The following is a 21,488-nucleotide window of genomic DNA, read 5'->3' as shown; positions in this document are numbered from 1 at the left end:
GCAGCTACGGCGCTGCCATGGATGAGCTTGGCTGCAGGGATCGGCAGGAGATCGGCCGATGGGCCAACAACCGGGTGGAGAACTCACACCTGCCGTTCCGACGACGCGAGCGGGCGATGCTGCGCTTCCGACAGATGAAGACGCTTCAGAAGTTCGCCTCCGTCCACGCCAACATCCACAACCACTTCAGCCTCGAGCGCCACCTCGTTGATCGTCAGACCTACAAGCACCGACGTTCCGCCGCACTGGCGGAGTGGCAAACGCTTGCGAGCTAACTTGTGACCTACAAAGGCCGGAGTGCATCGTGCGAACAGCGGTTCGCGTTAGACTGACAGCACCATCGGACGGGTTCCCGGTGGGTGAGCGGTCATGTCGCGGAGGATATGGTCGAGCTGTACGATGTTATGCCGACCTTCCTCGACCTCGCCGGCACCCATGCGGCGCATACGAATTTTGCCCGATCGTTGATGCCGCAACTGCGGGGCGGTGCCGGTGACCCGGAACGCGCCGCCTTCACTGAGGCGGGGATCAACATCTACGAACCCCAACCGTTCGACACCGCATCCGGCGGCTTGTACCGGCGCAAATCCGAACTTGCGGCTGCGCAACCGGCCCTGGTGTCGCGTGGCGCCTCGGTCCGGACGCGGCGCTACACCTAAGTACAGCGGCCCCAAGGGCAGGATGAACTGCACGACCGGCAGCGCGATCCGGGTGAGACTCGCAACCTGGTGCACGATTGTCGCCCAATGGCCGTACGTGCTGATCTCGAACGTCGTCTGCTGGACTTGTACATCAATACTACAGGGGCGCCGCTTGATACGCGTAACAGTCGCGACGTTCCCAATTTCGCTGCGCCGCTATCGCCACAGCTCACCCCTGACGCAATAGCTCAAATCATGGACCATTGACGCCGACACGGCCGGCGGGCTTGTGCCTCTTGTGCAGGCCGGGACGCGCACTCTCACGCCTTGAAGCTGCTGCTGGCATCTGTCGGTGTCAGCCTGACCTCGTGAGCGCCAAGCCTTGCGGTTTCAATCGTCGACTATAGAGTCGGCGAGACTCGAAACTGGTCGAAGGCAAACATATGGCTCGGAATGGACGTTTGCGGGCAGTTTCCGGTCTACTTCTGGTTGGTGCGGCGGCTCAGGGAGTGGCACAGTCGGCGCGTGCCGGAACGGCACCTGCCTACCTTGAGACGCCGTCGAAGCAGAAGCCGCGGGTAGTCGTAACGGCCGACCCAGAGTTGGACGATTCCAACTCGTTGGTGCGCTACCTCCTGTACAGCACCGATTTCCGTACCGAAGGGCTGATCTACGCCAGCAGTCAGTTCCACTGGACCGGCGATGGAAGAGGGACGAAGCGATCAGTTCCAGGCCGCGAGTATAATCGGTTCGGAGCGGATTTGTGCCCCTGCACCTCATGGCGCTGGGCGCCGGGCGAGCGCTTCATCAACGACGCGGTGGACGCATATGCGAAGGCGTACCCGAATCTGCGCATCCACGAACCCGACTATCCGACGCCTGCACTGCTTCGATCGAAGATACGTTGGGGCAATGTGCAGTTCGACGGTGAAATGGAGAAGGACACACCTGGCTCCAACCTCATCAAGGCGCTGCTGCTCGATGACGAGGAATCGCCGGTCTATCTGCTCGCCTGGGGCGGTCATAGCACCATTGCGCGCGCGCTGAAGTCGATCGAGGACCAGTACGGACACACGCAGCAATGGGAGGCAATACGGGCCAAGGTCGTTCGCAAGGCCGTCATCCATCCCTCAGGCGATCAGGACGACACATATGCCAAATACATTCATCCTCACTGGCCCGAGATCCGATACAGGCAACAGGCCGGCGGCGTCGGGATCAGCTACAATTCCCAGGAGCGTGTCAGCTTAGACGACGCGCGCTACCTGCGGGCCGACTGGATCGCGGCCAACGTGACGAACCGCGGTCCGATGGGCGCATTTATACGGACGTGGGGTGACGGCAGGCAGATGGTGTCGGGCGACAAGTTTGATTACTTCGGTATCGCTGGCAAATCCGCGAACGAACTCCGCCGGCAGGGGTATGTCGTGTGGACGCCACCCAGGCCGAAGGGCGATTATCTTGGCGAGGGCGATACGGGCACCTTCTTCAACCTGCTGGACAATGGGTTGCGTGGGTATCGCGGTGACAGTTTCGGCGGCTGGGGCGGCTATGCGCGCGCGGCGGCGATCGGTGGCGGTTTTGCCGGCTTCGGCGAGGCTGCGGCCGGAACGATGCTAGGCGCAAGGCCCGGCGTACCGCGTGCGCCGACCCACCCGTTCCTTGCGGCCGCACAACGCGATTGGGCAGCACGCTTCAAATGGGCGGTGACGCCGAGCTTTGCCGGCGCCAACCACAATCCAAGAATTTCGCTCAATACCCCGCGCACGCTCGCCGCCGCGCTGGGTGAGCGGGTGGCATTGCGGGCCACCACCTCCGACCCCGATCACGACGTCGTGTCGCTGAAATGGTGGGTATGGAAGGAGGCCGGCACCTATAAGGGTGACGCGAAGATCGCCGCCGGTTCCCTGATCGTCCCTGCCGACGCCAAGCCGGGTGACACGATCCAGGTGATCGCCGAAGCAACCGACAATGGCGACCCGACTCTCACTCGCTACGACAAGGTCGTAATTACGGTCGGCGGCTGAGGCGCAACAGCGCCATCGCCTCCGATCACGCTGCCGAGGCGATCGGACAAGCCTCGATCAAGCGCAGAAACGCCGCTGCGTCCAGGCTGGCGCGGCCGGCCAGCACGCCGTCCACCTCCGCCATGCCGAGGATCGCGGCGGCGTTGGCCGGATCGACCGCGCCGCCGTAGAGCAGGGGGATGCCCTCGCCCTCGTCCCCGAAGCGGTCCTGCAATGCGGTTCGGATCGTCCGGAGCATGGCACCGATGTCCGCCGGTGTCGCGGCAGCGTCGGCGCCGATGCACCAGACCGGCTCGTAGGCGATGACGACATCGCCTACGAGCGGCGAAGGAATGGCGGCGAGCTGGTCGATGACCGATGCCTCTCCCAGACCCGCCGCGCGCTGTTCCGTGCTCTCGCCTACGCACACCACCGCCCGCAGGTTATGGCGCCAGGCAGCCTTGATCTTGGCGGCGACCATCACGTCGGTGTCACCATCGTACGTCCGCCGCTCGCTGTGCCCGATCAGCGTAAAGCGCGCGCCCGCTTCCCTGAGCAGCGCGCCCGACAGCGACCCGGTGTGCGCCCCTGCGTCGGCGAAATGCAGGTCTTGCGCTCCGATGGCGATCGAATCCGTTCCTGCGACTGCGGCAATCAATGTCGCGGGAAGCGCCATGCCGACTTCCACGTCGCGTCCGACGGCGGCGTGACGCGCGATCGTGGCCAGCTCCTCAAGCTTCGCACGACTACCGTTCATCTTCCAATTGCCGAGGATGAGTGCGCGTTTCTCCACTGTCAGCTCTTCATCAGTTGGCGTAGCTGAGCATGCGGATCGCTTTCCACACGGCTTTCCAGGTTGAAGATCATCGTCTGCCGCTTGACCAGATCGTAAGGCGGCCATGCCGGGATAGCCGGTGACTGCGGATTGCCTGTCGTGGCAAACGCTATCCAGGCGGTACGCATCTGACGCGACATCCGTGCTGGTGCGTCCCCGGATCCGACGAAGTCCCGGATGTTGTCATACGTTCCGAAGACATAGGACAGTTCGGTCGCGTGCCCAGCCTTTAGTCGGCCACCCATAGTGGGCAGCTCGCGGTCCATGCGGTACATCCATACCGGTGCGCCCTGCCGCACCTTGCGTTCGGCGAGCACGACCGAATCGACCCAGAACAACTTGTTGCCGTTCATCGCCACCGCGAGTTCGCCGGGCGAGTAGCCGGGATAGGTCGCGCGCAGGGCTGGGATCAGCTTGTCCGCCTGCTTGGGATAGGCGGCACGCACCCGCTCCTCCAGGCCGGCGTCGGTCAGCGTCGGCAGAGCCTTGTCGCCCAGGGCGAACATAGTCCCTTCATCCTTGTTGGTGCCGATGATGAGAGGAATCCCGGCCGCCATGTCGGCGGCCTCTGGCGCGAAGGGGCCGCGCGGCAGGGCCCGACCGTCGATGCTGGGGGTGAAGCCACCGGACAGGAAGCCGCCGCGGTCGAGCTTTGCCACCTTGTCGATGGCCGCCTGCTGACTGTCGAACACCTTCTGCGTGTCGACGGCCGCCAGGGCCGCGGCGTCGCCGGGCTTCACGCCCAAGAGCTCGGTCAGTGCGCCGCCCAATGCCTGCGCATAGGGACGTGGCGTTGCCCCCAGCGCCGCGCCACTCTGAATGATCGCCTTGTGGTACAGCCCCTTGGCCGGCGGCATCCCCAGCAGCAGCGAGATCTTCGCGCCGCCACCGCTTTCGCCAAAGATGGTGACGTTGTTCGGATCGCCGCCGAACATCGCGATGTTCGCCTGGACCCATTTCAATGCTTCCACGCAGTCGAGCATGCCTGCGATCCCAGAAGAGGCGTAGTCGGGACCCCAGCTGTCGGGCAGTTGCGTGTAGCCAAACACGTTCAGACGATGGTTGACGGACACCAGCACGACGCCGTCACGCGCGAAATGATCGCCCCAGTAGGTCGGCCGGCTCGCCGCGCCCGATGAAAACCCACCGCCGTGGAACCAGACCATGACCGGCCGCTTGCCGGCCAATTGCGACGTCCAGACGTTTAGGAACAGGCAATCCTCACTGTGCTTCTCGTCGAACGGCATGTCCGCCTGGCCCGGACTCTGGATCGCGGCATTGCCGAATTCCGCCGCATCGACGACGCTGGTCCATGGAGCGATCGACTGAGGCGGGCGGAATCGCAAGGCCCCGATCGGAGGGGCCGCGTAGCGCAGGCCCTTGAAGGACTGGATCGATCCCGATTCCCAGCGCCCGCGCACGGGACCGTTGCGGGTATTCACGATGGCGGTGGCCGCGCCCAGGTCGCCGGCCAGCGCACGGGTTGCCGCCAGCGTCCCGAGCGCTGCCGCGGACACCATCAGGCCACGGCGGGACACGCGGAATTGGGTCTGCATCGAAACCTCCCCTTGTTTTTGCGCCGCACAGTATGCCGTTGCGGTACGCCAATAAATACGAAGGTAATCGAAAGTAGTCAATTGCGATCGGTGTTTTGCTCGGTTATGCAGCGACACCGTCGCGGGAAAGCCGCGCCCGGAGCAGCCCGCAGTCAAGCGGGTGCACGGTAGGAGAGGGGGCTTGCTCGTGAAGACATTCGCAAACCATCGCGTCGTTCTGGGTACGGTCAGCGGCTTGGCGCTGTTCCTCGGCGGCATGGAAGTAGCCTCTGCCCAGACGACCACGCCCCAGACGGCCACCTCGCCGGCTTCTACCGAGGCGGTGCAGGACCAGGTGGGTAGCGATCAGCAGGCGACGCCGCCCGCTGCCGCCGAGCCCACAGGCCAGTTGCCCGGCAATGCGGACCAGGCCGCCAGCGCCGACGTCGTGGTGACGGGAACGCTGTTGCGCGGTGTCGCGCCCGTCGGCACCAACGTCGTCAGCATCTCGACCGCGGACGTGGTCGCCACCGGTGCGCAGTCGTCCAACGACCTGCTTGCGACGATCCCCCAGATCAGCAACTTCAACGCCGTTCCGACCGGTGGCGCAGGCTTCGGGCAGCCGATCGTGCAGACAAACCTGCGCAACCTCGGTGCTTCCGGCGGAACGACCACGCTTACGCTGCTCAACGGCCACCGCGTGGTGGGTTCGGGCATTCTGCAGACCTATGTCGACCCGCAGATCATCCCGCCCGGCATCATCTCGCGCGTGGAAGTGATCCCCGACGGCGGCTCGTCGATCTACGGATCGGACGCGATCGGCGGCGTCATCAACTTCATCACCCGCAAACGTTTCGACGGCATCGAGGCGACCGGCCGCTATGGCTTCGCTGACGGGTACCGCACGCTCGACACCAGTGTCACGGTGGGCAAGGATTGGGGCTCCGGGTCGCTGTTCTTGTCCTACGCTTATGCGTGGCACAACGAGATCCAAGGCATCGAGCGCGATTACGTCACGCAGGATTATCGCGCCAACGGCGGTTCCGACAACCGCAGCTTCAACTGCAACCCCGGCAACATCCGGCTGGGGACGACCTACTACCCGCTTCCCGGACGCGTAGCGGGAACGCCCAACCGGTGCAGCACGACCGATTACGCTACAATCTATCCGCGCGAAAATCGTCATACCGTTTTCGCGACGCTCGACCAGCAATTGAACGATGCCATTTCGACCAACATCACCGGCTATTACTCGCGCCGGAAAACAACCACGCTGCAGGCGACGCTTGCGGGTAGTGGCACGATCACGAACGCTAACCCGTATTTCCGGCCGATCGGCACGGAAACGCGCCAGTTCGTCACCTTCGATTTCTCGCCCGTATTCGGACAGGGCACGCAAAGCCCGGCTCGGTTCGATTCCTGGGGTATCACGCCGACCTTCGACGCGAACCTGGGCGGCGGCTGGCATCTGCGTGGTCTGGCGAACTATGGCCACAGCTACAACAACACGATCGAGTATCTGGCGAATGCCGGCAATCTGGCCGGCGCGCTGGCGGGAACCACGACGGCCACGGCGCTGAACCCCTATGACGTAAGCAGCACGAACGCGGCGGTGTTGGCGGCCATTCGCGACTACAGCAACTATTCGGTCGCGAAGCAGGACCTTGCGGAAGGTCGGCTGGTTGTCGACGGCAGCCTGTTCTCGCTGGGCGGCGGCGATGTCCGCGTCGCGATCGGCGGTGAGCATCATTGGGAAAGGATCGCTGCCAACATCCGCAACGGGTCGTCTGTGACGCCGTTCCGCAACGGGTCAGCGGCCGACCGCGACGTGTCGTCGGTGTTCGGCGAAATCTTCGTGCCGGTTGTCGGCGCGTCCAACGCCATGGGCGGCATCCGGGCGCTCGATCTGACCGGCTCGGTGCGGTATGACCATTACAGCGACGTTGGCGGGACCACCAATCCAAAGGTCGGGTTCAACTACAAGCCGATCGATCAGATCACCATTCGCGGCAATTGGGGCACATCGTTCCACGCGCCCAGCCTTGCCGACACGGTGGGCGCGGTCGACGCGCGCATCTCCGCCACGCAGGGTATCGGTTATGCCGGCGGTCGGTCGATCATCTGGATTTCGGGCGGCAGTTCGACGCTGAAGCCGGAAACCGCCACCACCTGGTCGCTCGGCGCGGACGTACGGCCGGTCCCCGCCGTGACGCTGAGCGCAACCTACTACAACATCGACTTTACGGATATCATCAGCGTCAACTCGGGCGGCTTCGGCACCCCGGCATGGTACAACGACCCGCTGAACGCGCCGTTCTTCATCCGCGATCCGACGATCGCGCAGGTCAACGGCTTTTCCGGGGGGTTGCGGCCGGACAACTTCCCGTCTCTCGATTTCCTCTACAATCAGTTCGGGACCCCTTACGCGGTGCTTGACCTGCGCCGGTACAATCGCGGGCGGCTGAAGCAGGACGGCATCGACTTCAATGCCGTGCTCAACCGACCAACAGACTTCGGATCGATCAACGCCAGTTTCGGCGGCACTTACACCCTGCATCGCAAGTCGAGCCCGTCCAACAACGGTGTCTACACCGAGCTGCTCGATAACGGGGCCAGCCGCTTCAACTTCCTCGCAACATTGGGCGCCGAGGTAGGACCCATCACGGGACGGGCGCAGCTGGCCCATAGCGGGGGCTATCCGATCTTGTTCGACGCCACCCAGAGCCGGGTCAAGGCGTTCGATACCGTCGACCTGTTCTTCTCGCTGAACCTGGAGAAGGCTGGGTTGATGGAGGGAACCTCGCTGACGCTCAACATCGATAACCTGTTCGATGAAAACCCGCCTTTCCGCAATGCAGCCTCGGGTTACGCCAACGGCTCAACACTGGGCCGGCTGTTCGCACTGGGCCTGCGCACCAAATTCTAAGCGCTTCCACCCCTCGCCCGCCGCGCTTACCCGTGGCGGGCATCTTTTCGTTCGGAGACTTTCCCATGCGGCCGATGGTACATGCGATGGTAGCGATCGGGGTGGTCACGGCCGCGACTGTAGCGACGGGACTACCGGCGCCCTCTTCGGCGCAGGTTGCGCCGGATGTCAAACGGCGGGTTCTGGTTTTGACCGACATCGGCAACGAGCCGGACGATTCCGAATCCTTCGTCCGCTTCCTCCTGTATTCGAACCAGTTCGACGTGGAAGGGCTGGTCGCCACGACGTCCACCTGGCAGCGCGGTCGGGTCCAGCCGCAGCTGTTGCTGGAACGCATCGATGCCTATGCCGGCGTCCTTCCCAACCTGCGTGCGCATGCTAGTGGCTACCCCGAACCGGCCGCCTTGCGTGCCGTGGTGCGCAACGGATCGTCCGCCTATGGGATGCGCGGTGTCGGTGAGGGCAAGGACACCGACGGCTCCCGCCGCATCATCGAGGTAGTGGATCGCCCCGATCCGCGGCCTCTCTTTATCCCCGCATGGGGCGGCGTCGTGGATCTGGCGCAGGCGCTGTGGACGGTTCGCGCCACCCGAACGCCGGCTCAGGTGAAGGCCTTTGTGGCGAAGCTTCGTGTGTACTCGATCTCGGATCAGGACGACGCCGGGCCATGGGTTCGCCAGAACTTCCCAGACCTGTTCTGGATCGCGAGCGCGCACGGGTGGGGTCAATATGGCATGGCGGCCTGGACCGGCATTTCCGCAGACCTGGCGCTCCCCAACAAGTGGCCCGCAGCGGAAACGGTCACGAACGATTGGCTTGCCGCCAACATCCATCGTGGAAAGCTCGGCAGCCTTTATCCGCCGCACAAGTTCCTGATGGAGGGTGACACGCCCTCGTTCCTGGGCCTCATCCGCAACGGCCTGAACGATCCGGAACATCCCGAATGGGGTGGATGGGGTGGCCGCTATCTCCAATCCTACGAGGGCGCCGGCCACCGGGCTGACGCACAGGATGTGTTCGTCGACGGCACGGGCAAGACCTGGGCCAGCAACCAGGCGACGATTTTCCGTTGGCGACGCGCCTTTCAGAACGACTTCGCCGCGCGCATCGGGTGGAGCCTTTCGCCCGATCGCAACGATACCAACCACAATCCACAGCTGGTGCTGAACGGCATCGCCGGCACTGATCCCGTGCGGATCACGGCGAAGATCGGGTCCGTCGTCCGCCTTTCCGCCGCCGGCACACGCGATCCCGATGGTCAGAGCGTCACGATCCGCTGGTGGCAATATGGCGAGCCAAGCGGCGCGCCCGGGATCAACCCGCCCAAGCTGCGCATCGAGGGGCCGGCGGACGAAGCGGCGAGCTTCGTGGTGCCCGCTTTCTCCGCCACGGCAGAGAACGTGCCTGCGCCATCCACGCCACTCGCATATCATGTGATCCTCGAAGTGACCGATACGGGCACGCCTGCCCTGACCAGCTATCGTCGCGCGATCGTCACGCCGGTCCCGTGATCAGCCTGGTCGTCCAACATGGGTCCTTTTGGACGCCGCGTGCTTCGTCCGTACTAAAGGGCGATCCACAGCACGACGAAACCGCGTACGTGTCCGGTGTCGGCGCTATGATGTGATCGGACATGGGCGTGTTGCGGAATCTGGCGACCGTCCCACGCGCTGGGTCGAGGATACCGATGCCACGATACTCTAATCGTGAGCCGTCGCCCTCTGGACAGCCCGATGCCACTTCGCCGCCACGCGCTCGCGATCCGCAACAGACATGGCGGGATCGAACCGCTCGGTGTCGTGCCCGCCCGATACCGGCAATGCCAGGCCGAGCGCCTCCGCCGCCATCCGCGCCACGCCGAGCGCGCTCAACTCGGGGTCGGCGCGGCGCAGCACGGGACGGTCGAGCAGATCGGCGAGGAGTTGCAGGAGAAAGGCGTTACGCGTCGCGCCGCCGTCCACCGAGACAGTCGGAATAACTCGGTTGGTGTCCGCTTCCATGGCCAGCGAGACGTCGACGATCTGCATCGCGATCGCCTCCAGTGTCGCACGCGCGATATGGGCGGGGCCGGTGCCGAGCGTCATCCCGGCGATCATCCCCCGCGCCTCGCTGTCCCAATGCGGCGCGCCCAGTCCGGCAAGCGCGGGCACGAAGGCAACGCCGCCGCTGTCAGACACAGTTTGCGCCAAGGCCGTCAGCGCATTTTCGTCGGCGAGGCCCAGCAGCCGCGTAGCGAATGCGGCCGCCTGACCCGACACGGTGATGTTGCCCTCCAGCGCATAGGTCACCTCATCGCCTCGCCGCCATGCGATGGTGGAGGACAGGCCGCTGTGCGATGTCGCAGGAACGTCTGTTAGGGCCATGATCGACGAACCGGTGCCGATCGTGACCTTGGCCGCCCCCGGTTCCGACAAGCCGTGGCCGAATAGCGCTGCGTGGGAGTCGCCCATGACCGCGTGGATTGGGATGCCGGCGGGCAGGATCGTTCGCCCTGCGGCCGTGTCGCCGAAATGGCTGTCCGAAGGCTGCACCTGCGGGAGCATCGCGATCGGCACATCGAACAGTTCGGCCAGCTCGACGCTCCAATCGGCTGAATGCAGGTCCAGCAACTGCGTGCGCGCGGCGTTGCCCGTATCCGTCACATGCGAACCGCCGCCCGTTAGGTTCCACACCAGCCAACTGTCGATCGTGCCGGCCTGTAATTCCCCCGAACCCGCCCGTTCTCGTGCGCCGGGAACGGAGTCTAGCAGCCAGGCGAGCTTGGCGGCGGGAAACAAGGGGTCGAGATTGAGCCCGGACAGGGCGATCACGGCGGCCTCGTGCCCGGCCTTGCGCAGCGTTGCGCAGCGATCATAGGATCGGCGGCATTGCCAGCTGATCGCGGGGGCGAGGGGGCGCCCAGTCACCGCGTCCCAGAGCACCGCCGTCTCGCGCTGGTTGCTGATCGCCACAGCCACCACGCGTGCATCCACCTGCGTGACCACATCGGCTATGGCATCGGCCACGCTGTCCCAGATTGCGTCCGCCGACTGCTCCGCCCAACCGGGTTGCGGGTGGGTGAGGGTCATCGGCCGGCTCGCCCGCGCAAGGATGGTCCCGTCAGGTGAGACAAGCAGCGCCTTGGTGTTGGTTGTTCCCTGATCGATCGCCAGGATCGCCGGACTCGACATCAGCCGCGCTTGCCCTGCACAAGTTCGCGCGCGGCGGCGGCGATGCCGTCGGCGGTGAGCCCCGCACGCTCCATCAGCCATTCCGCGGACCCGGTCGGCTGGAATCCGTCAAAGCCGAGGATGCGCATGGGCACCGGCGCCCCGGTCGCGACCACTTCGGCGACCGCGCCACCCAGCCCGCCACGTACCACATGCTCCTCGGTCGTCAGGATCGCGCCGGTGTCGCGCGCGGCGGCAAGGATGGCGTCCTCGTCCAACGGAGTGATGGTCGCCATGTTCAGGACACGTGCCGAAATATCCTCTCGGGTCAACGCGTCGGCAGCGGTCAGTGCGCGATGGACCAGCGTGCCGTTGGCGATGATCGTCAGGTCCTTGCCCTCGCGCAGCGTCTCGCAGCGGCCGATGGAGAACGGGGCGGGATGCTCCAGCTCGGGTACGGGCATGCGGCTGATCCGGATGAAAACCGGCCCGTCATGGGCAGCGGCCGCGCGGATCGCAGCGGCCGTCTCGGATGGGTCGGACGGGACGATCACCGTCAACTCGCGCATCGCGCGCAGCCACGCGATGTCCTCGATGGAATGGTGGGTGGCGCCCAGTTCACCATAAGCGACGCCGCTGGAGATACCGCACAGCTTCACGTTGGCGTGGCTGTAGGCCAGATCCGCCTTGATCTGTTCCAACGCGCGCGCCGTGAGGAAGCAGGCGGCGCCGCTGACAAAGGGTATCTTGCCGCCATTGGCGAGGCCAGCACCAACGCCGATCATGTTCTGCTCGGCGATGCCGACATTGACCAGCCGGTCGGGAAAGCGGTCGCGGAACTTGCCAAGCTTGGACGAGCCCACGCTGTCGTTGACCACCGCCACGATGCGCGGATCGTCTGCCGCGAGTGCCTCCACCGTGGCGACATACGCGTCGCGGCAATCATGCAAACCGGCAGCGGCCGGACCGGGGGCGCTCATATATCTTCCTCCGAGCGGGCGAGTTCCTCCAGCGCGGTGGTGAACTGCGTTTGCGTGGGCACGCCATGATGCCAGCTTGCCTGGTCCAGCATGAACGAGATGCCCTGTCCCTTGATGGTGTTAGCGATGATGCAGCGCGGCCGTTCCGTTCCCGGCGCCTCAAGCGTGGCAAGCAGCGACGCATGGTCGTGGCCGTCGATTTCCGACACGTCCCAGCCAAAGGCGCGCCACTTGTCGGCGAGCGGTTCCAAGGCGTTGGTATCCTCCGTTCGCGCGCCCTGCTGCAACCGGTTCCGGTCGACCACCACTGTCAGCTTGTCCAGCTTGCGATGGCCTGCGAACATAGCGGCTTCCCACATGCTGCCCTCCTGCAGTTCGCCGTCCCCGGTAAGCACAAAGGTACGATGGAACGACTTGTCGATCTGTCCCGCCACCGCGATTCCCACCGCAACGGGCAGGCCATGGCCAAGGGGACCGGTATTGGTTTCCACGCCGGGCAGGTAGGTGCGGTTGGGATGACCGTTCAGCCGCGATCCGGGTCGGAGATAGGTGGACAGCTCGTCCTCGGGGAAGAAGCCTGCGCCGGCGAGTGCGGTGTACAGGGCCCCGGTGCAATGCCCCTTGCTCATGACGAAACGGTCGCGGGCGGGGTCAAGCGGGTTCGCGGGATCGAATCGCATCACACCGAAATACAACGTGGCCAGCACGTCGGTGGCCGACATGTCGCCCCCCGGATGCCCCTGTCGGGCTTCGAAGACCATGCGAATGCTGCGGCGACGCATCCAGTTCGCTTTGGCGCGGATCGTGGCGACGCGTGGGTCTTTCGCCGCGAATGTTGGGTGTAACAAATTGCCCCTCCTTACTCGCCGGTATGACTAAGCTGACTTCGCGTCCTGCACAAGCCAAAGCTCCGAATATCTTCGCTTGTCTGCGAACCGCCTGGCGCGGGCAGAAAAACCGCAAGAATATCGCGGTCGGCGTTTGACAAGCTAGGGGAACGCCGCCAAATCCAACGCAGCGGAAACCGAAAGAGACCGAAGTCAATATGTCGGTCCTGTGGGTAGGAGAGCTTGTGGCGTAGAATGGATCGGGGTCGTCTGACATATGCTATCGGCGCCGCTGTCCTGTTGTCCGGGTGCGGCATGCTGGCCAGCTGCAAGGTCCTGACCGTCGAGGAGGATCGTGCGATCCGCGCCAGGCAGGGCGGCGCGCTGGACGCGCCGGGCTATGTCGCCGGCATGTGGGACGATAAGGCCTTGCCTGCCTTTCGGGCCGCGGCGGTGCCGTTAGACACGCTTGCGTCGGCCATCGCTCAGGATGTGGATCGTGCCGGCGGTACCTTTGGTCGTCGTGCCGGGGAGGGGTCCGCCTGGACCTTCGTACTGGAGGGGGCTGGACGCGTCGTGTCGGTCGATTCCACGTCGCGGCGGGGGCAGGTCATGGTCGCCCTGCCGAACTGGCCATCGGGGCAGTCCGCCCGGTTCCAGATCGGACCGGTGGTCGAGGGAAGTGCGGTGCGGGATGCGCTGCCGTTCGTCACCTTCGACGACTTTGCCGATCAACTCGTCTTCGCCGACGTCGGGCGCGCGCTGACTGCGCGTGCGCTTGCGGGGGTACGGCCAGTCGCGGCGGGGTTGCGGCCGGGCCAGACCGTTCGCTTCGTCGGGATCGCCAATATCCGCTACGCAAATGCGCCGTTGATCGTCACCCCCATCTCTCTGAAGGTTGGTCGTGCAGGCTGATCGGATCGCACTCCGGGCGGAGGGCATCGTCCGCTCCTACGGTGCGACGCGGGCGCTGCGCGGCGTCGACTTCGATCTGGCCGCGGGGGCGGTCAACGTGCTGATCGGCGAGAACGGAGCCGGCAAGTCGACCCTGATGCGCATATTGGCGGGCGTGGAGCGGCCGGACACCGGCCGGCTCCTGATCGATGGCCGACCCGTGTCGTTCACCTCGGTACAGGAGGCGGCGCGGTGCGGCATCGGCATCGTTTTCCAGGAACTCAACCTTTGCCCGAACCTGACTGTCGTGGAGAACATGTTTCTGGGCCGCCGCGTCGCGCGCGGCTTTCGCATCGATCGTTCGGCGGAGCGGGTGAAAGCGGTCGCGGTGCTCGCCCGATTGCGGGCGTCGATCGATCCCGACGCGCGCGTCGGCGATCTGCGAATCGGGCAGCAGCAGATCGTGGAGATCGCACGTGCGCTGGCCGAGGACGCACGCATCCTGATCCTTGACGAGCCAACTTCCGCATTGAGCGAAAGCGAGGTTGCGACTCTGTTCCAGGTCATCGACGAACTGCGCCGAGACGGCGTGGCGATCGTCTACATCTCGCATCGATTGGAGGAGTTGATGCGGATCGGCGACCGGATCACGGTCATGCGCGATGGGCGGGTGGTGGCCACCGCGCCCGTGGCGGAGGCATCGGTGCCGTGGATCGTCGAGCGGATGCTGGGCGAGAACGGCGTCGCGCGCTCGCGTAGGCGAAACGGTGGCCAGGCTCCGGGCGCACCAGTGTTGCAGGTCGAGAATGTGTCTGTGCGACGGCCGGCGGGCGGCACGCTGGTGGACGACGTATCGCTCACCTTCCGGTCGGGCGAAGTGGTCGCGATCTATGGCCTGCTCGGCGCCGGGCGCACCGAGTTGTTCGAATACATCCAGGGCGCGCGACGCGGGAATGGCGTGGTGCGCCTGTGCGGCGAGCGGATCGATCGCCTTCCAATCGCCGACAGGATCGAACGTCGACTGCTGCTGGTGCCGGAGGATCGGCAGCGTGAGGGGTTGTTCCCGAACTTGCGCGTCGGCGGCAACCTGGGCCTTTCGGTACTGCGGCGGTTCGCACCGGGCGGCATGATCTCGCCCGTTCGGGAAGGACAAGCGGTGCGCGACATGATCGGCCGGCTCGGCATAAAGGCTCGTGGTGGCGAAACGCCGATCGGCGCCCTGTCGGGTGGAAACCAGCAAAAGGTCGTGATCGGCCGCTGCGTGATGCGCGACCCTGCCGCGATCCTGCTCGACGAACCCAGTCGCGGCGTCGATGTCGGCGCACGCGCGGAGGTGTTCGATGCGATGCGATCGCTGTCGGGACAGGGTATCGCGATTGCCTTCACCACGTCGGACCTGGCCGAAGCGCTGACGGTCGCTGACAGGGTGGTGGTGATGGCGGCCGGACGCGTGACGGCAGACCTGCCGGCTGAGGAGGCGGACGAGACCATGCTGGTCCGGGCCGCGAATGGCGTGTCCTCTGCAACGGCGACCATAGTCGCCCCGCTACAAGCGGCGAACTGAAGGCGATCATGGCGACCCAATCCGCTTCCATTCCATCGACCGCTCCGAGCCTGGGCCTTGCCGCACTGCTGATCCGACTGCGGGCTCTCGTGGCGCTGTTCATCGTGTTGGTGTTCTTTTCGACGCTTGCACCCAATTTTCTGTCGATCGGCAGCCTTCTCATCATGGCCAAGCACATTGCGATCATCGCGATGCTCGGCATCGGCATGACCTACGTCATCCTGACAGGCGGCATTGACCTGTCGGTCGGCTCCATCGCGGGACTGTCCGGCATGGTCGCAGGGGCGTTGATCCTCCACGGCCTGACGATCGTGCCACTCGGCCTCGTCATCTATCCGTCCGTACCGATGGTGGTGCTGATCGCGGTGCTGCTTGGTGGGCTGATCGGTCTGGCCAATGGCACGCTGGTCACCCGGTTGGGGGTGGCACCGTTTATCGCCACACTGGGCATGCTCTACGTTGCACGTGGCGCGGCGCTCCTCCTGTCGGACGGCGCGACCTTTCCGAACCTGGTCGGGAGCCCGGATTACGGCAATCAGGGCTTCCCCTGGCTCGGCGCCGGGCGCATGCTGGGTGTGCCCGTCCCGGTCCTGATCGTGCTGATGCTGGCCCTCGCCGCTGCCTTTGTCGCCGCGCGAACTCCATTCGGACGCTACGTCTATGCGGTGGGCGGCAACGCGCGGGCCGCGCTGTTGTCCGGCGTTCGCGTCGGCGGCGTGACGCGTGCGGTGTACGTCATTTCGGGCATGTGCGCTGGCCTGGTCGGACTTCTGGTCGCCTCCGATCTCGTGTCGGCGCATCCGGCGAGCGGCCAGACGTTCGAACTAAGCGCCATCGCCGCCGTCGTGCTGGGCGGAGCCTCTCTGGCCGGCGGGCGGGGTACGATCGGCGGCACGATGGTGGGCGCCTGCGTGATCGGGACGCTTGGCGACGGCATGGTGATGATGGGTGTCAGCGAGTTCTGGCAGATGGTCATCAAGGGTACGGTGATCGTCGCGGCCGTGGTATTCGATCAGCTTCAAGCCCGCTTCGGCGGTCGGGAGAGCTGAGGACGCACATGGCACGCAAGCGCAAGATCATCGAGGAGCAGGCGGGCGCGACGCCGGCGATACCCGCGGCGCTGCGCGCGGGCCGTCGGCAGGCAGCCGCGGCGGGCGGCGCGCTGCTTGGCGAACCGCGCCGCATGAAGATCCTCGAATGGCTGCAAGAGGCAGGCAGCGCACGCGTCCGCGGCCTTGCCGAAGCCTTTTCAGTGTCCGAGGTGACCATCCGCCAGGACCTGGAGCGGCTGGAAGCCGAAGGGCATGTCACACGCGAACATGGCGGCGCCTACCTCAAGTCGGTGCCCCAGCAGGTCCGCGCGATGGCGCTGCACCACCTGGTGAACATGGATGCCAAGCGTCGTATCGGCCGCGCCGCCGCGGCGCTGGTCGAGGACGGCGAGACGATCATCCTCGATTCCGGATCGACCACCACCGAAATGGCCATGCAGCTGAGCGACCGGCAGCACCTGACCGTCATCACCAACGCCCTCAACATCGCGCTGGTATTGGGTGCGACGCCGACCTGCACCGTTCACATGCCCGGAGGCCAGTTCAAGGCGCCGACGCTGTCCTTGTCCGGCGAACGCTCCGCCGATTATTTCGAGGGCCTGTTCACTCAAAAGCTGTTCCTGGCGACCGGCGCTGTGTCTTTCGAGGCAGGGCTCACCTTCCCGGCAATCGCCGATATCAGCGTCAAGCGAGCGATGATCAACACCGCGTCGTGCGTCTATCTGCTGGCCGATTCCAGCAAGATCGGAAAGACCAGCTTCTCCTCGCTAGGTGGGTTGGAGAGCATTCACGTCCTTATCACCGACAGCGGCATACGCGATGAGGATCATCGCGGCTTCATCGATCGCGGCATAGAGGTCATCATCGCATGAATCCACGGCGCTTCCGTATCCTTCTGGTCGCGGGAGCGCTGATCGCGGTGCTGGCGGCCCTATGGCTGTTCGCGGGGCCGGCGGCGCGACACTCGAAGCTGATGGTCGTCATCACGCCGTCGCTCGACAATCCCTTTTTCGGTCAGGAAGCGATCGGGGCCGAAGAGCGTGCTCGCGCGCTCGGCTACAGCACGCTGAAGTTCAGCCACGGCGACGATGCGTACAAGCAGAGCGAGTTGGTCGATACCGCCATCGCGCGAAACGCCGCCGCGATCATCCTCGACAACGCAGGCGCGGATGCCAGCCTCGCCGCCGTGCTGCGCGCCAGGGCGGCAGGCGTGCCGGTGTTCCTGATCGATCGCGAGATTTCGTCGCGTGGCGCGGCGGCGGTTCAGATCGTGTCCAACAACTATCAGGGCGCGACGCTGGGCGCGCAGGCCTTTGCCGAGGCGTTGGGAGAGCGCGGCCCATATCTCGAACTCGTGGGGCGTGAATCGGATACCAACGCCATCATCCGCTCGCGCGGTTACCATGACGTGCTTGCCCAATATCCGGACCTGAAGATGGTATCGCGGCAGAGCGCCAATTGGGATCAGGCGCAGGCCTTCACCGTGACGCAGTCGGTCTTGCAGGCGCATCCCGAGATCCGCGGCGTGATCGCCGGCAACGATACCATGGCGCTGGGCGCTGTCGCCGCTCTGGAAAGCGCGGGGCGGGCCGATGTCGTGGTGGTCGGCTTCGACGGGTCGAACGATGCGCGCGATGCGATCATCGCGGGAAAGATGCGCGCGACCGTGCTGCAGCCGGCGAAGCGCCAGGCGCAATTTGCGGTCGATCTCGCTGATCGCTTTCTCAGGACCGGCAGCACCGGACAGCGCGAGAAGCTGCTGATGGATTGTTTCCTGATCGACCGTGGCAATGCCGCGCAACTGAAGGACTTCGCGCTGGCGCCCACGCCGGCTTCACCCCGTACAAGTTGAGGATATCATGGGCACGCAACGTTATGGCGCCGGCATCTGGCACTTCGCGACCTATGTCGATCGATATGCGACCGACGGTTACGGCCCCCCGCGCACGCTGTTGGAGATGATCGACCTTGCCGGGCAGGTGGAGGACCTGTCGGTTGTCGACATCAACTTCCCATATCCCGGCGGTGGTGGCGTGACGCTGGAACAGATCAGCGCGGCACTGGACCGCAATGGACTGTCGGTGATCGGCATCACGCCGGAAATCTACACGCGCCAGTTCGCAAGGGGTGCGTTCACCAACCCCGATGCAGGCGTCCGGCGATTGGCCCATGAGATGTGCACGGAGGCTGCCAAGATGGTGCGGCATTTCGGTGCCGACTATGTCAAGCTGTGGCCGGGCCAGGACGGCTGGGACTACCCCTTCCAGGTGGATCACAAGGAGATCTGGACCCGGTCCGTAGAGGGCGTCGCCGCACTGGCCTCCGAGAGTCCCGACTTGAAGTTCGTCATCGAGTACAAGCCGCGCGAACCGCGCGTGCACATGAACTATGACTCGGTGGCGCGCACGCTGCTCGGCATCGAACGGATGGGAGTGCCGAACGTCGGTATCCTGCTCGACTTCGGACACTCGCTCTACGGCGGGGAAAGCCCCGCGGATGCAGCGCAGCTCGCGATCGACCACGGCCGGCTGTTCGGTATGGACGTCAACGACAACAACCGCAGCTGGGACGACGACCTGATTGCCGGGTCGGTTCACCCGGTCGAGCTGTTCGAATTTTTCTGGACCCTGCGCAAGAACAGCTGGGAGGGCGTCTGGCAGCTGGACCAATTTCCGTTCCGCGAGGACCCGGCCACCGCCGCCAACAGCGCGATCCGGTTCCTGAAGAGGATCGAGCGGGCGCTGGACCGGCTCGATGTCGAGGAACTGAAGGCGGCACAGGCGCGGCAGGATGCGGTCGCCGCACTCGATATAGCCCGTACAGCCCTGTTCGGAGACGCATGATGCGGTGGGCGTTTGGTTCGCCGGGCGCTCGCCTCACCGGCGATCCATGCGGCAGGCGTGCGGTGAGTGCGTCGTCCCTGCATGTGGCGATCGCCGCAACGCTGTGCCTCGGCGGCACGTCCTTCGCGCGCGCCGTGCCCTCCTATCGCGACCTCAACCACAATGGTCGGCTCGATCCGTACGAGGACACGCGCCGTCCCGTGGAAGACCGGCTGGATGACCTGATGCGGCGGATGAGCGTCGAGGAAAAGGTCGGCACGCTGCTCCACATCAGTCCGCCTGCCGATGACAGGATCGGCTTGGGGCGCAAGTACGACCTCGCGAAGCTCCGACAGACGATAGCGGAGGCGCATGTCTCCAGCCTCATCACACGTCTCGCCACGTCGCCCAGGGAGTTGGCGGAACAGAACAACGCGGTGCAGAAACTGGCGGAAGCGTCCCGCCTCGGCATCCCGATGACGATCAGCACCGATCCACGCAATCACTTCCAGGTTGTGCTCGGCGCCAGCACGGCGGGCGGAGGCTTCTCGCTCTGGCCGGAGACGTTGGGCTTCGCCGCGCTCCGCGACCCCACCCTGGTCCGACGTTTCGCAGGTTATGCGCGCCGGGAATATCGTGCGGTCGGCATCCACATGGCGCTGTCACCCCAGGCCGACCTGGCGACCGAACCGCGCTGGCCGCGCACGACGGCCACGTTCGGCTCGGACCCGCGCCTCGTGTCGGACCTGGTGGCCGCTTATGTGGAGGGTTTCCAGGGTGGTCGTGGCGGCGTCACCCGCATTGGCGTCGCAACCGTGGTCAAGCACTGGGTGGGCTATGGCGCCGAACCGGATGGATTCGATGGGCACAACGCATACGGCAAGGTCGCGCGGCTCGACAATGCCAGCTTTGCCAGCCACGTCGCCGCGTTCAACGGGGCGTTTGCTGCGCACACGGCCGGCATAATGCCGACCTATCCGATCATTTCAGGCGTGACGATCGATGGCCGGCCGCTGGAGCCGGTCGGTGCCGGCTTCAACGCGCAGCTGCTCGGCACGGTGCTGCGCGGAACCAAGCGCTTTGGCGGTTTCGTGCTGTCCGATTGGGCGATCACCAACGACTGTCCCGAACGGTGTGAGCGGCCGACCGCCGCCACGCCGCAGGGTTTCGCGATCGGCATGCCCTGGGGTGTGGAAACGCTGTCCGTCCGGCAGCGCTTCGCCAAGGGGTTGAACGCGGGCATCGACCAGTTCGGCGGCGTCAGCGATCCCAAGCCGCTGCTGGAGGCGGTACGCGCGGGCGAGGTGAGCATGGCGCGACTGGACGAGGCGGTAAGGCGTGTGCTGTTGCTCAAGTTCCAATTGGGCCTGTTCGACAATCCCTATGTCGATCCAGCCCAAGCGGCACGCGTCGCCGGCAATCCTGCGGCACAGGCGGAAGCGGATCGGGCGCAGCGGGAGTCGCAGGTGCTGCTGGAGAACCGCGACGGCGTGCTGCCGCTTCGTGCGGCGGGTACACGCGTGTGGCTGTACAAGGTCGACCCTGCTGCGGCCCGTGCGCGAGGGTTCGTCGTCGTGAATGATCCGGCACAGGCCCAAGTCGCGGTCATACGTGCCGACGCGCCATCCGAGATGCTTCACCCGCACCACTTCTTTGGTTCCCGGCAGAACGAGGGGCGTCTCGATTTTCGCGCCGATGATCCCGACTTTGCTGCAATCTTGCGTGCTTCGGCAGCCGTGCCGACGGTCGTGGCGGTAAACTTGGACCGTCCGGCCATTCTGTCCAATGTTCGTTCCCGAGCGAAGGCGCTGCTTGCCACATTCGGCGCGAGTGATGCCGCAGTGCTTGACGTGGTTACCGGAGCGGCAAGACCCAAAGGTCGCCTGCCGTTCGAGCTGCCATTGTCCATGGAAGCGGTGCGTCGACAGGACCCGGCAAGACCGGATGATACTCAGGCGCCGCTCTACAAAGCCGGATACAGTTGGACCGACACCCACCACGTAGGTTCGACAGGCCCTGCCGGTAAGTAGGCCTGCTGCTCGGACGTTTCTCCGGCGGCCTGCCGGAACTGCCACAGCGCAGACACCATAAATCGGGAAGTTGGCTCGTACCGATCATGGCCACCGGAGGGCCCTGTCAAACCAACGTGGCAGGCGGAGCAGGGTGCTGATAGCGTGCGGTGATGAGCCGTAAATCACGGGCGCTGCCGCCAAGTCCGTTTCCTCGCTTCAACTCCTCGCCCGAGGTGATCCGGCTG

The 21,488-nt window shown here is 65.1% G+C and carries 17 protein-coding genes; 12 read left to right on the top strand and 5 right to left on the bottom strand.

Features of this window, described 5'->3' with window-relative positions; translation table 11 throughout:
• The 3 genes from BMX37_RS18095 to BMX37_RS18085 all read left to right on the top strand — a co-directional run.
• Positions 1-275 (top strand): DDE-type integrase/transposase/recombinase (locus BMX37_RS18095; RefSeq protein ID WP_139198156.1); only part of this gene is annotated, 275 nt, incomplete at its 5' end.
• A gap of 84 nt (positions 276-359) precedes the next feature.
• Entirely contained in the window at positions 360-659 is a 300-nt protein-coding gene (locus tag BMX37_RS18090; protein WP_093667173.1) for an alkaline phosphatase family protein, read from the top strand.
• A gap of 491 nt (positions 660-1,150) precedes the next feature.
• Positions 1,151-2,668: a DUF1593 domain-containing protein gene (locus BMX37_RS18085; RefSeq protein ID WP_212611495.1), complete on the top strand. Its 1,518-nt coding sequence runs from the start codon at positions 1,151-1,153 to the stop codon at positions 2,666-2,668.
• Between the two features lie 25 nt (positions 2,669-2,693).
• Here BMX37_RS18085 and tpiA read toward each other — a convergent pair whose 3' ends face one another.
• Both tpiA and BMX37_RS18075 read right to left on the bottom strand, forming a co-directional pair.
• Positions 2,694-3,440: a triose-phosphate isomerase gene (tpiA, locus tag BMX37_RS18080; RefSeq protein ID WP_093667171.1), complete on the bottom strand. Its 747-nt coding sequence runs from the start codon at positions 3,438-3,440 to the stop codon at positions 2,694-2,696.
• 2 nt (positions 3,441-3,442) lie between these two features.
• Positions 3,443-5,338 carry a carboxylesterase/lipase family protein gene (locus tag BMX37_RS18075; RefSeq protein ID WP_139198155.1) on the bottom strand — a complete coding sequence of 632 codons (1,896 nt, stop codon included), beginning with the start codon at positions 5,336-5,338 and terminating at the stop codon, positions 3,443-3,445.
• Between BMX37_RS18075 and BMX37_RS18070 the strand changes: the two genes are divergently transcribed.
• Both BMX37_RS18070 and BMX37_RS18065 read left to right on the top strand, forming a co-directional pair.
• Entirely contained in the window at positions 5,274-7,943 is a 2,670-nt protein-coding gene (locus tag BMX37_RS18070; protein WP_093667169.1) for a TonB-dependent receptor domain-containing protein, read from the top strand. The genes BMX37_RS18075 and BMX37_RS18070 overlap by 65 nt on opposite strands.
• Positions 7,944-8,131: 188 nt before the next feature.
• Complete coding sequence (locus BMX37_RS18065) at positions 8,132-9,454, top strand: DUF1593 domain-containing protein (RefSeq protein ID WP_212611494.1); 1,323 nt, start codon at positions 8,132-8,134, stop codon at positions 9,452-9,454.
• 189 nt (positions 9,455-9,643) lie between these two features.
• Here the strand turns inward: BMX37_RS18065 and BMX37_RS18060 are convergent, their stop codons facing one another.
• The 3 genes from BMX37_RS18060 to BMX37_RS18050 are packed head-to-tail and all read right to left on the bottom strand — an operon-like array spanning position 9,644 to position 12,854.
• The gene (locus BMX37_RS18060) at positions 9,644-11,113 is read right to left on the bottom strand and encodes an FGGY family carbohydrate kinase (RefSeq protein WP_093667168.1); all 1,470 of its coding nucleotides are present in this window, start codon (positions 11,111-11,113) and stop codon (positions 9,644-9,646) included.
• The gene (locus tag BMX37_RS18055) at positions 11,113-12,072 is read right to left on the bottom strand and encodes a transketolase family protein (protein ID WP_093667167.1); all 960 of its coding nucleotides are present in this window, start codon (positions 12,070-12,072) and stop codon (positions 11,113-11,115) included. The genes BMX37_RS18060 and BMX37_RS18055 overlap by 1 nt, the downstream gene beginning before the upstream one ends.
• On the bottom strand, positions 12,069-12,854 hold the full coding sequence (locus tag BMX37_RS18050; RefSeq protein WP_093667166.1) for a transketolase: 786 nt from the start codon (positions 12,852-12,854) through the stop codon (positions 12,069-12,071). The genes BMX37_RS18055 and BMX37_RS18050 overlap by 4 nt, the downstream gene beginning before the upstream one ends.
• Positions 12,855-13,214: 360 nt before the next feature.
• On the opposite strand from BMX37_RS18050, the gene BMX37_RS18045 reads away from it, so the two are divergent.
• The 7 genes from BMX37_RS18045 to BMX37_RS18015 all read left to right on the top strand — a co-directional run bounded on the left by BMX37_RS18045 (position 13,215) and on the right by BMX37_RS18015 (position 21,261).
• The gene (locus BMX37_RS18045; RefSeq protein ID WP_170842064.1) at positions 13,215-13,814 is read left to right on the top strand and encodes a DUF2291 family protein; all 600 of its coding nucleotides are present in this window, start codon (positions 13,215-13,217) and stop codon (positions 13,812-13,814) included.
• A complete protein-coding gene (locus BMX37_RS18040; protein WP_093667164.1) occupies positions 13,804-15,357 on the top strand; it encodes a sugar ABC transporter ATP-binding protein in 1,554 nt (517 codons plus the stop codon). Before BMX37_RS18045 ends, BMX37_RS18040 begins: the two co-directional genes overlap by 11 nt.
• Positions 15,358-15,365: 8 nt before the next feature.
• A complete protein-coding gene (locus BMX37_RS18035; RefSeq protein WP_093667163.1) occupies positions 15,366-16,406 on the top strand; it encodes an ABC transporter permease in 1,041 nt (346 codons plus the stop codon).
• A gap of 8 nt (positions 16,407-16,414) precedes the next feature.
• Positions 16,415-17,281, top strand: coding sequence for a DeoR/GlpR family DNA-binding transcription regulator (locus tag BMX37_RS18030; protein ID WP_170842063.1), 867 nt, complete (start codon positions 16,415-16,417; stop codon positions 17,279-17,281).
• Positions 17,278-18,261: a D-ribose ABC transporter substrate-binding protein gene (locus BMX37_RS18025; RefSeq protein ID WP_093667162.1), complete on the top strand. Its 984-nt coding sequence runs from the start codon at positions 17,278-17,280 to the stop codon at positions 18,259-18,261. The genes BMX37_RS18030 and BMX37_RS18025 overlap by 4 nt, the downstream gene beginning before the upstream one ends.
• 7 nt (positions 18,262-18,268) lie before the next feature.
• A complete protein-coding gene (locus BMX37_RS18020; protein WP_093667161.1) occupies positions 18,269-19,252 on the top strand; it encodes a sugar phosphate isomerase/epimerase family protein in 984 nt (327 codons plus the stop codon).
• 62 nt (positions 19,253-19,314) lie between these two features.
• Positions 19,315-21,261 (top strand): glycoside hydrolase family 3 protein, encoded by a 1,947-nt coding sequence (locus BMX37_RS18015; RefSeq protein ID WP_244501675.1) that lies wholly within the window; start codon positions 19,315-19,317, stop codon positions 21,259-21,261.
• The last annotated feature ends 227 nt before the right edge of the window (positions 21,262-21,488 follow it).

This window comes from Sphingomonas gellani (assembly GCF_900110035.1).
Lineage (GTDB): Bacteria > Pseudomonadota > Alphaproteobacteria > Sphingomonadales > Sphingomonadaceae > Sphingomonas > Sphingomonas gellani.
Note: the sequence above shows the minus strand (reverse complement) of the source record. Positions and strands in the feature narration are given on the sequence as shown.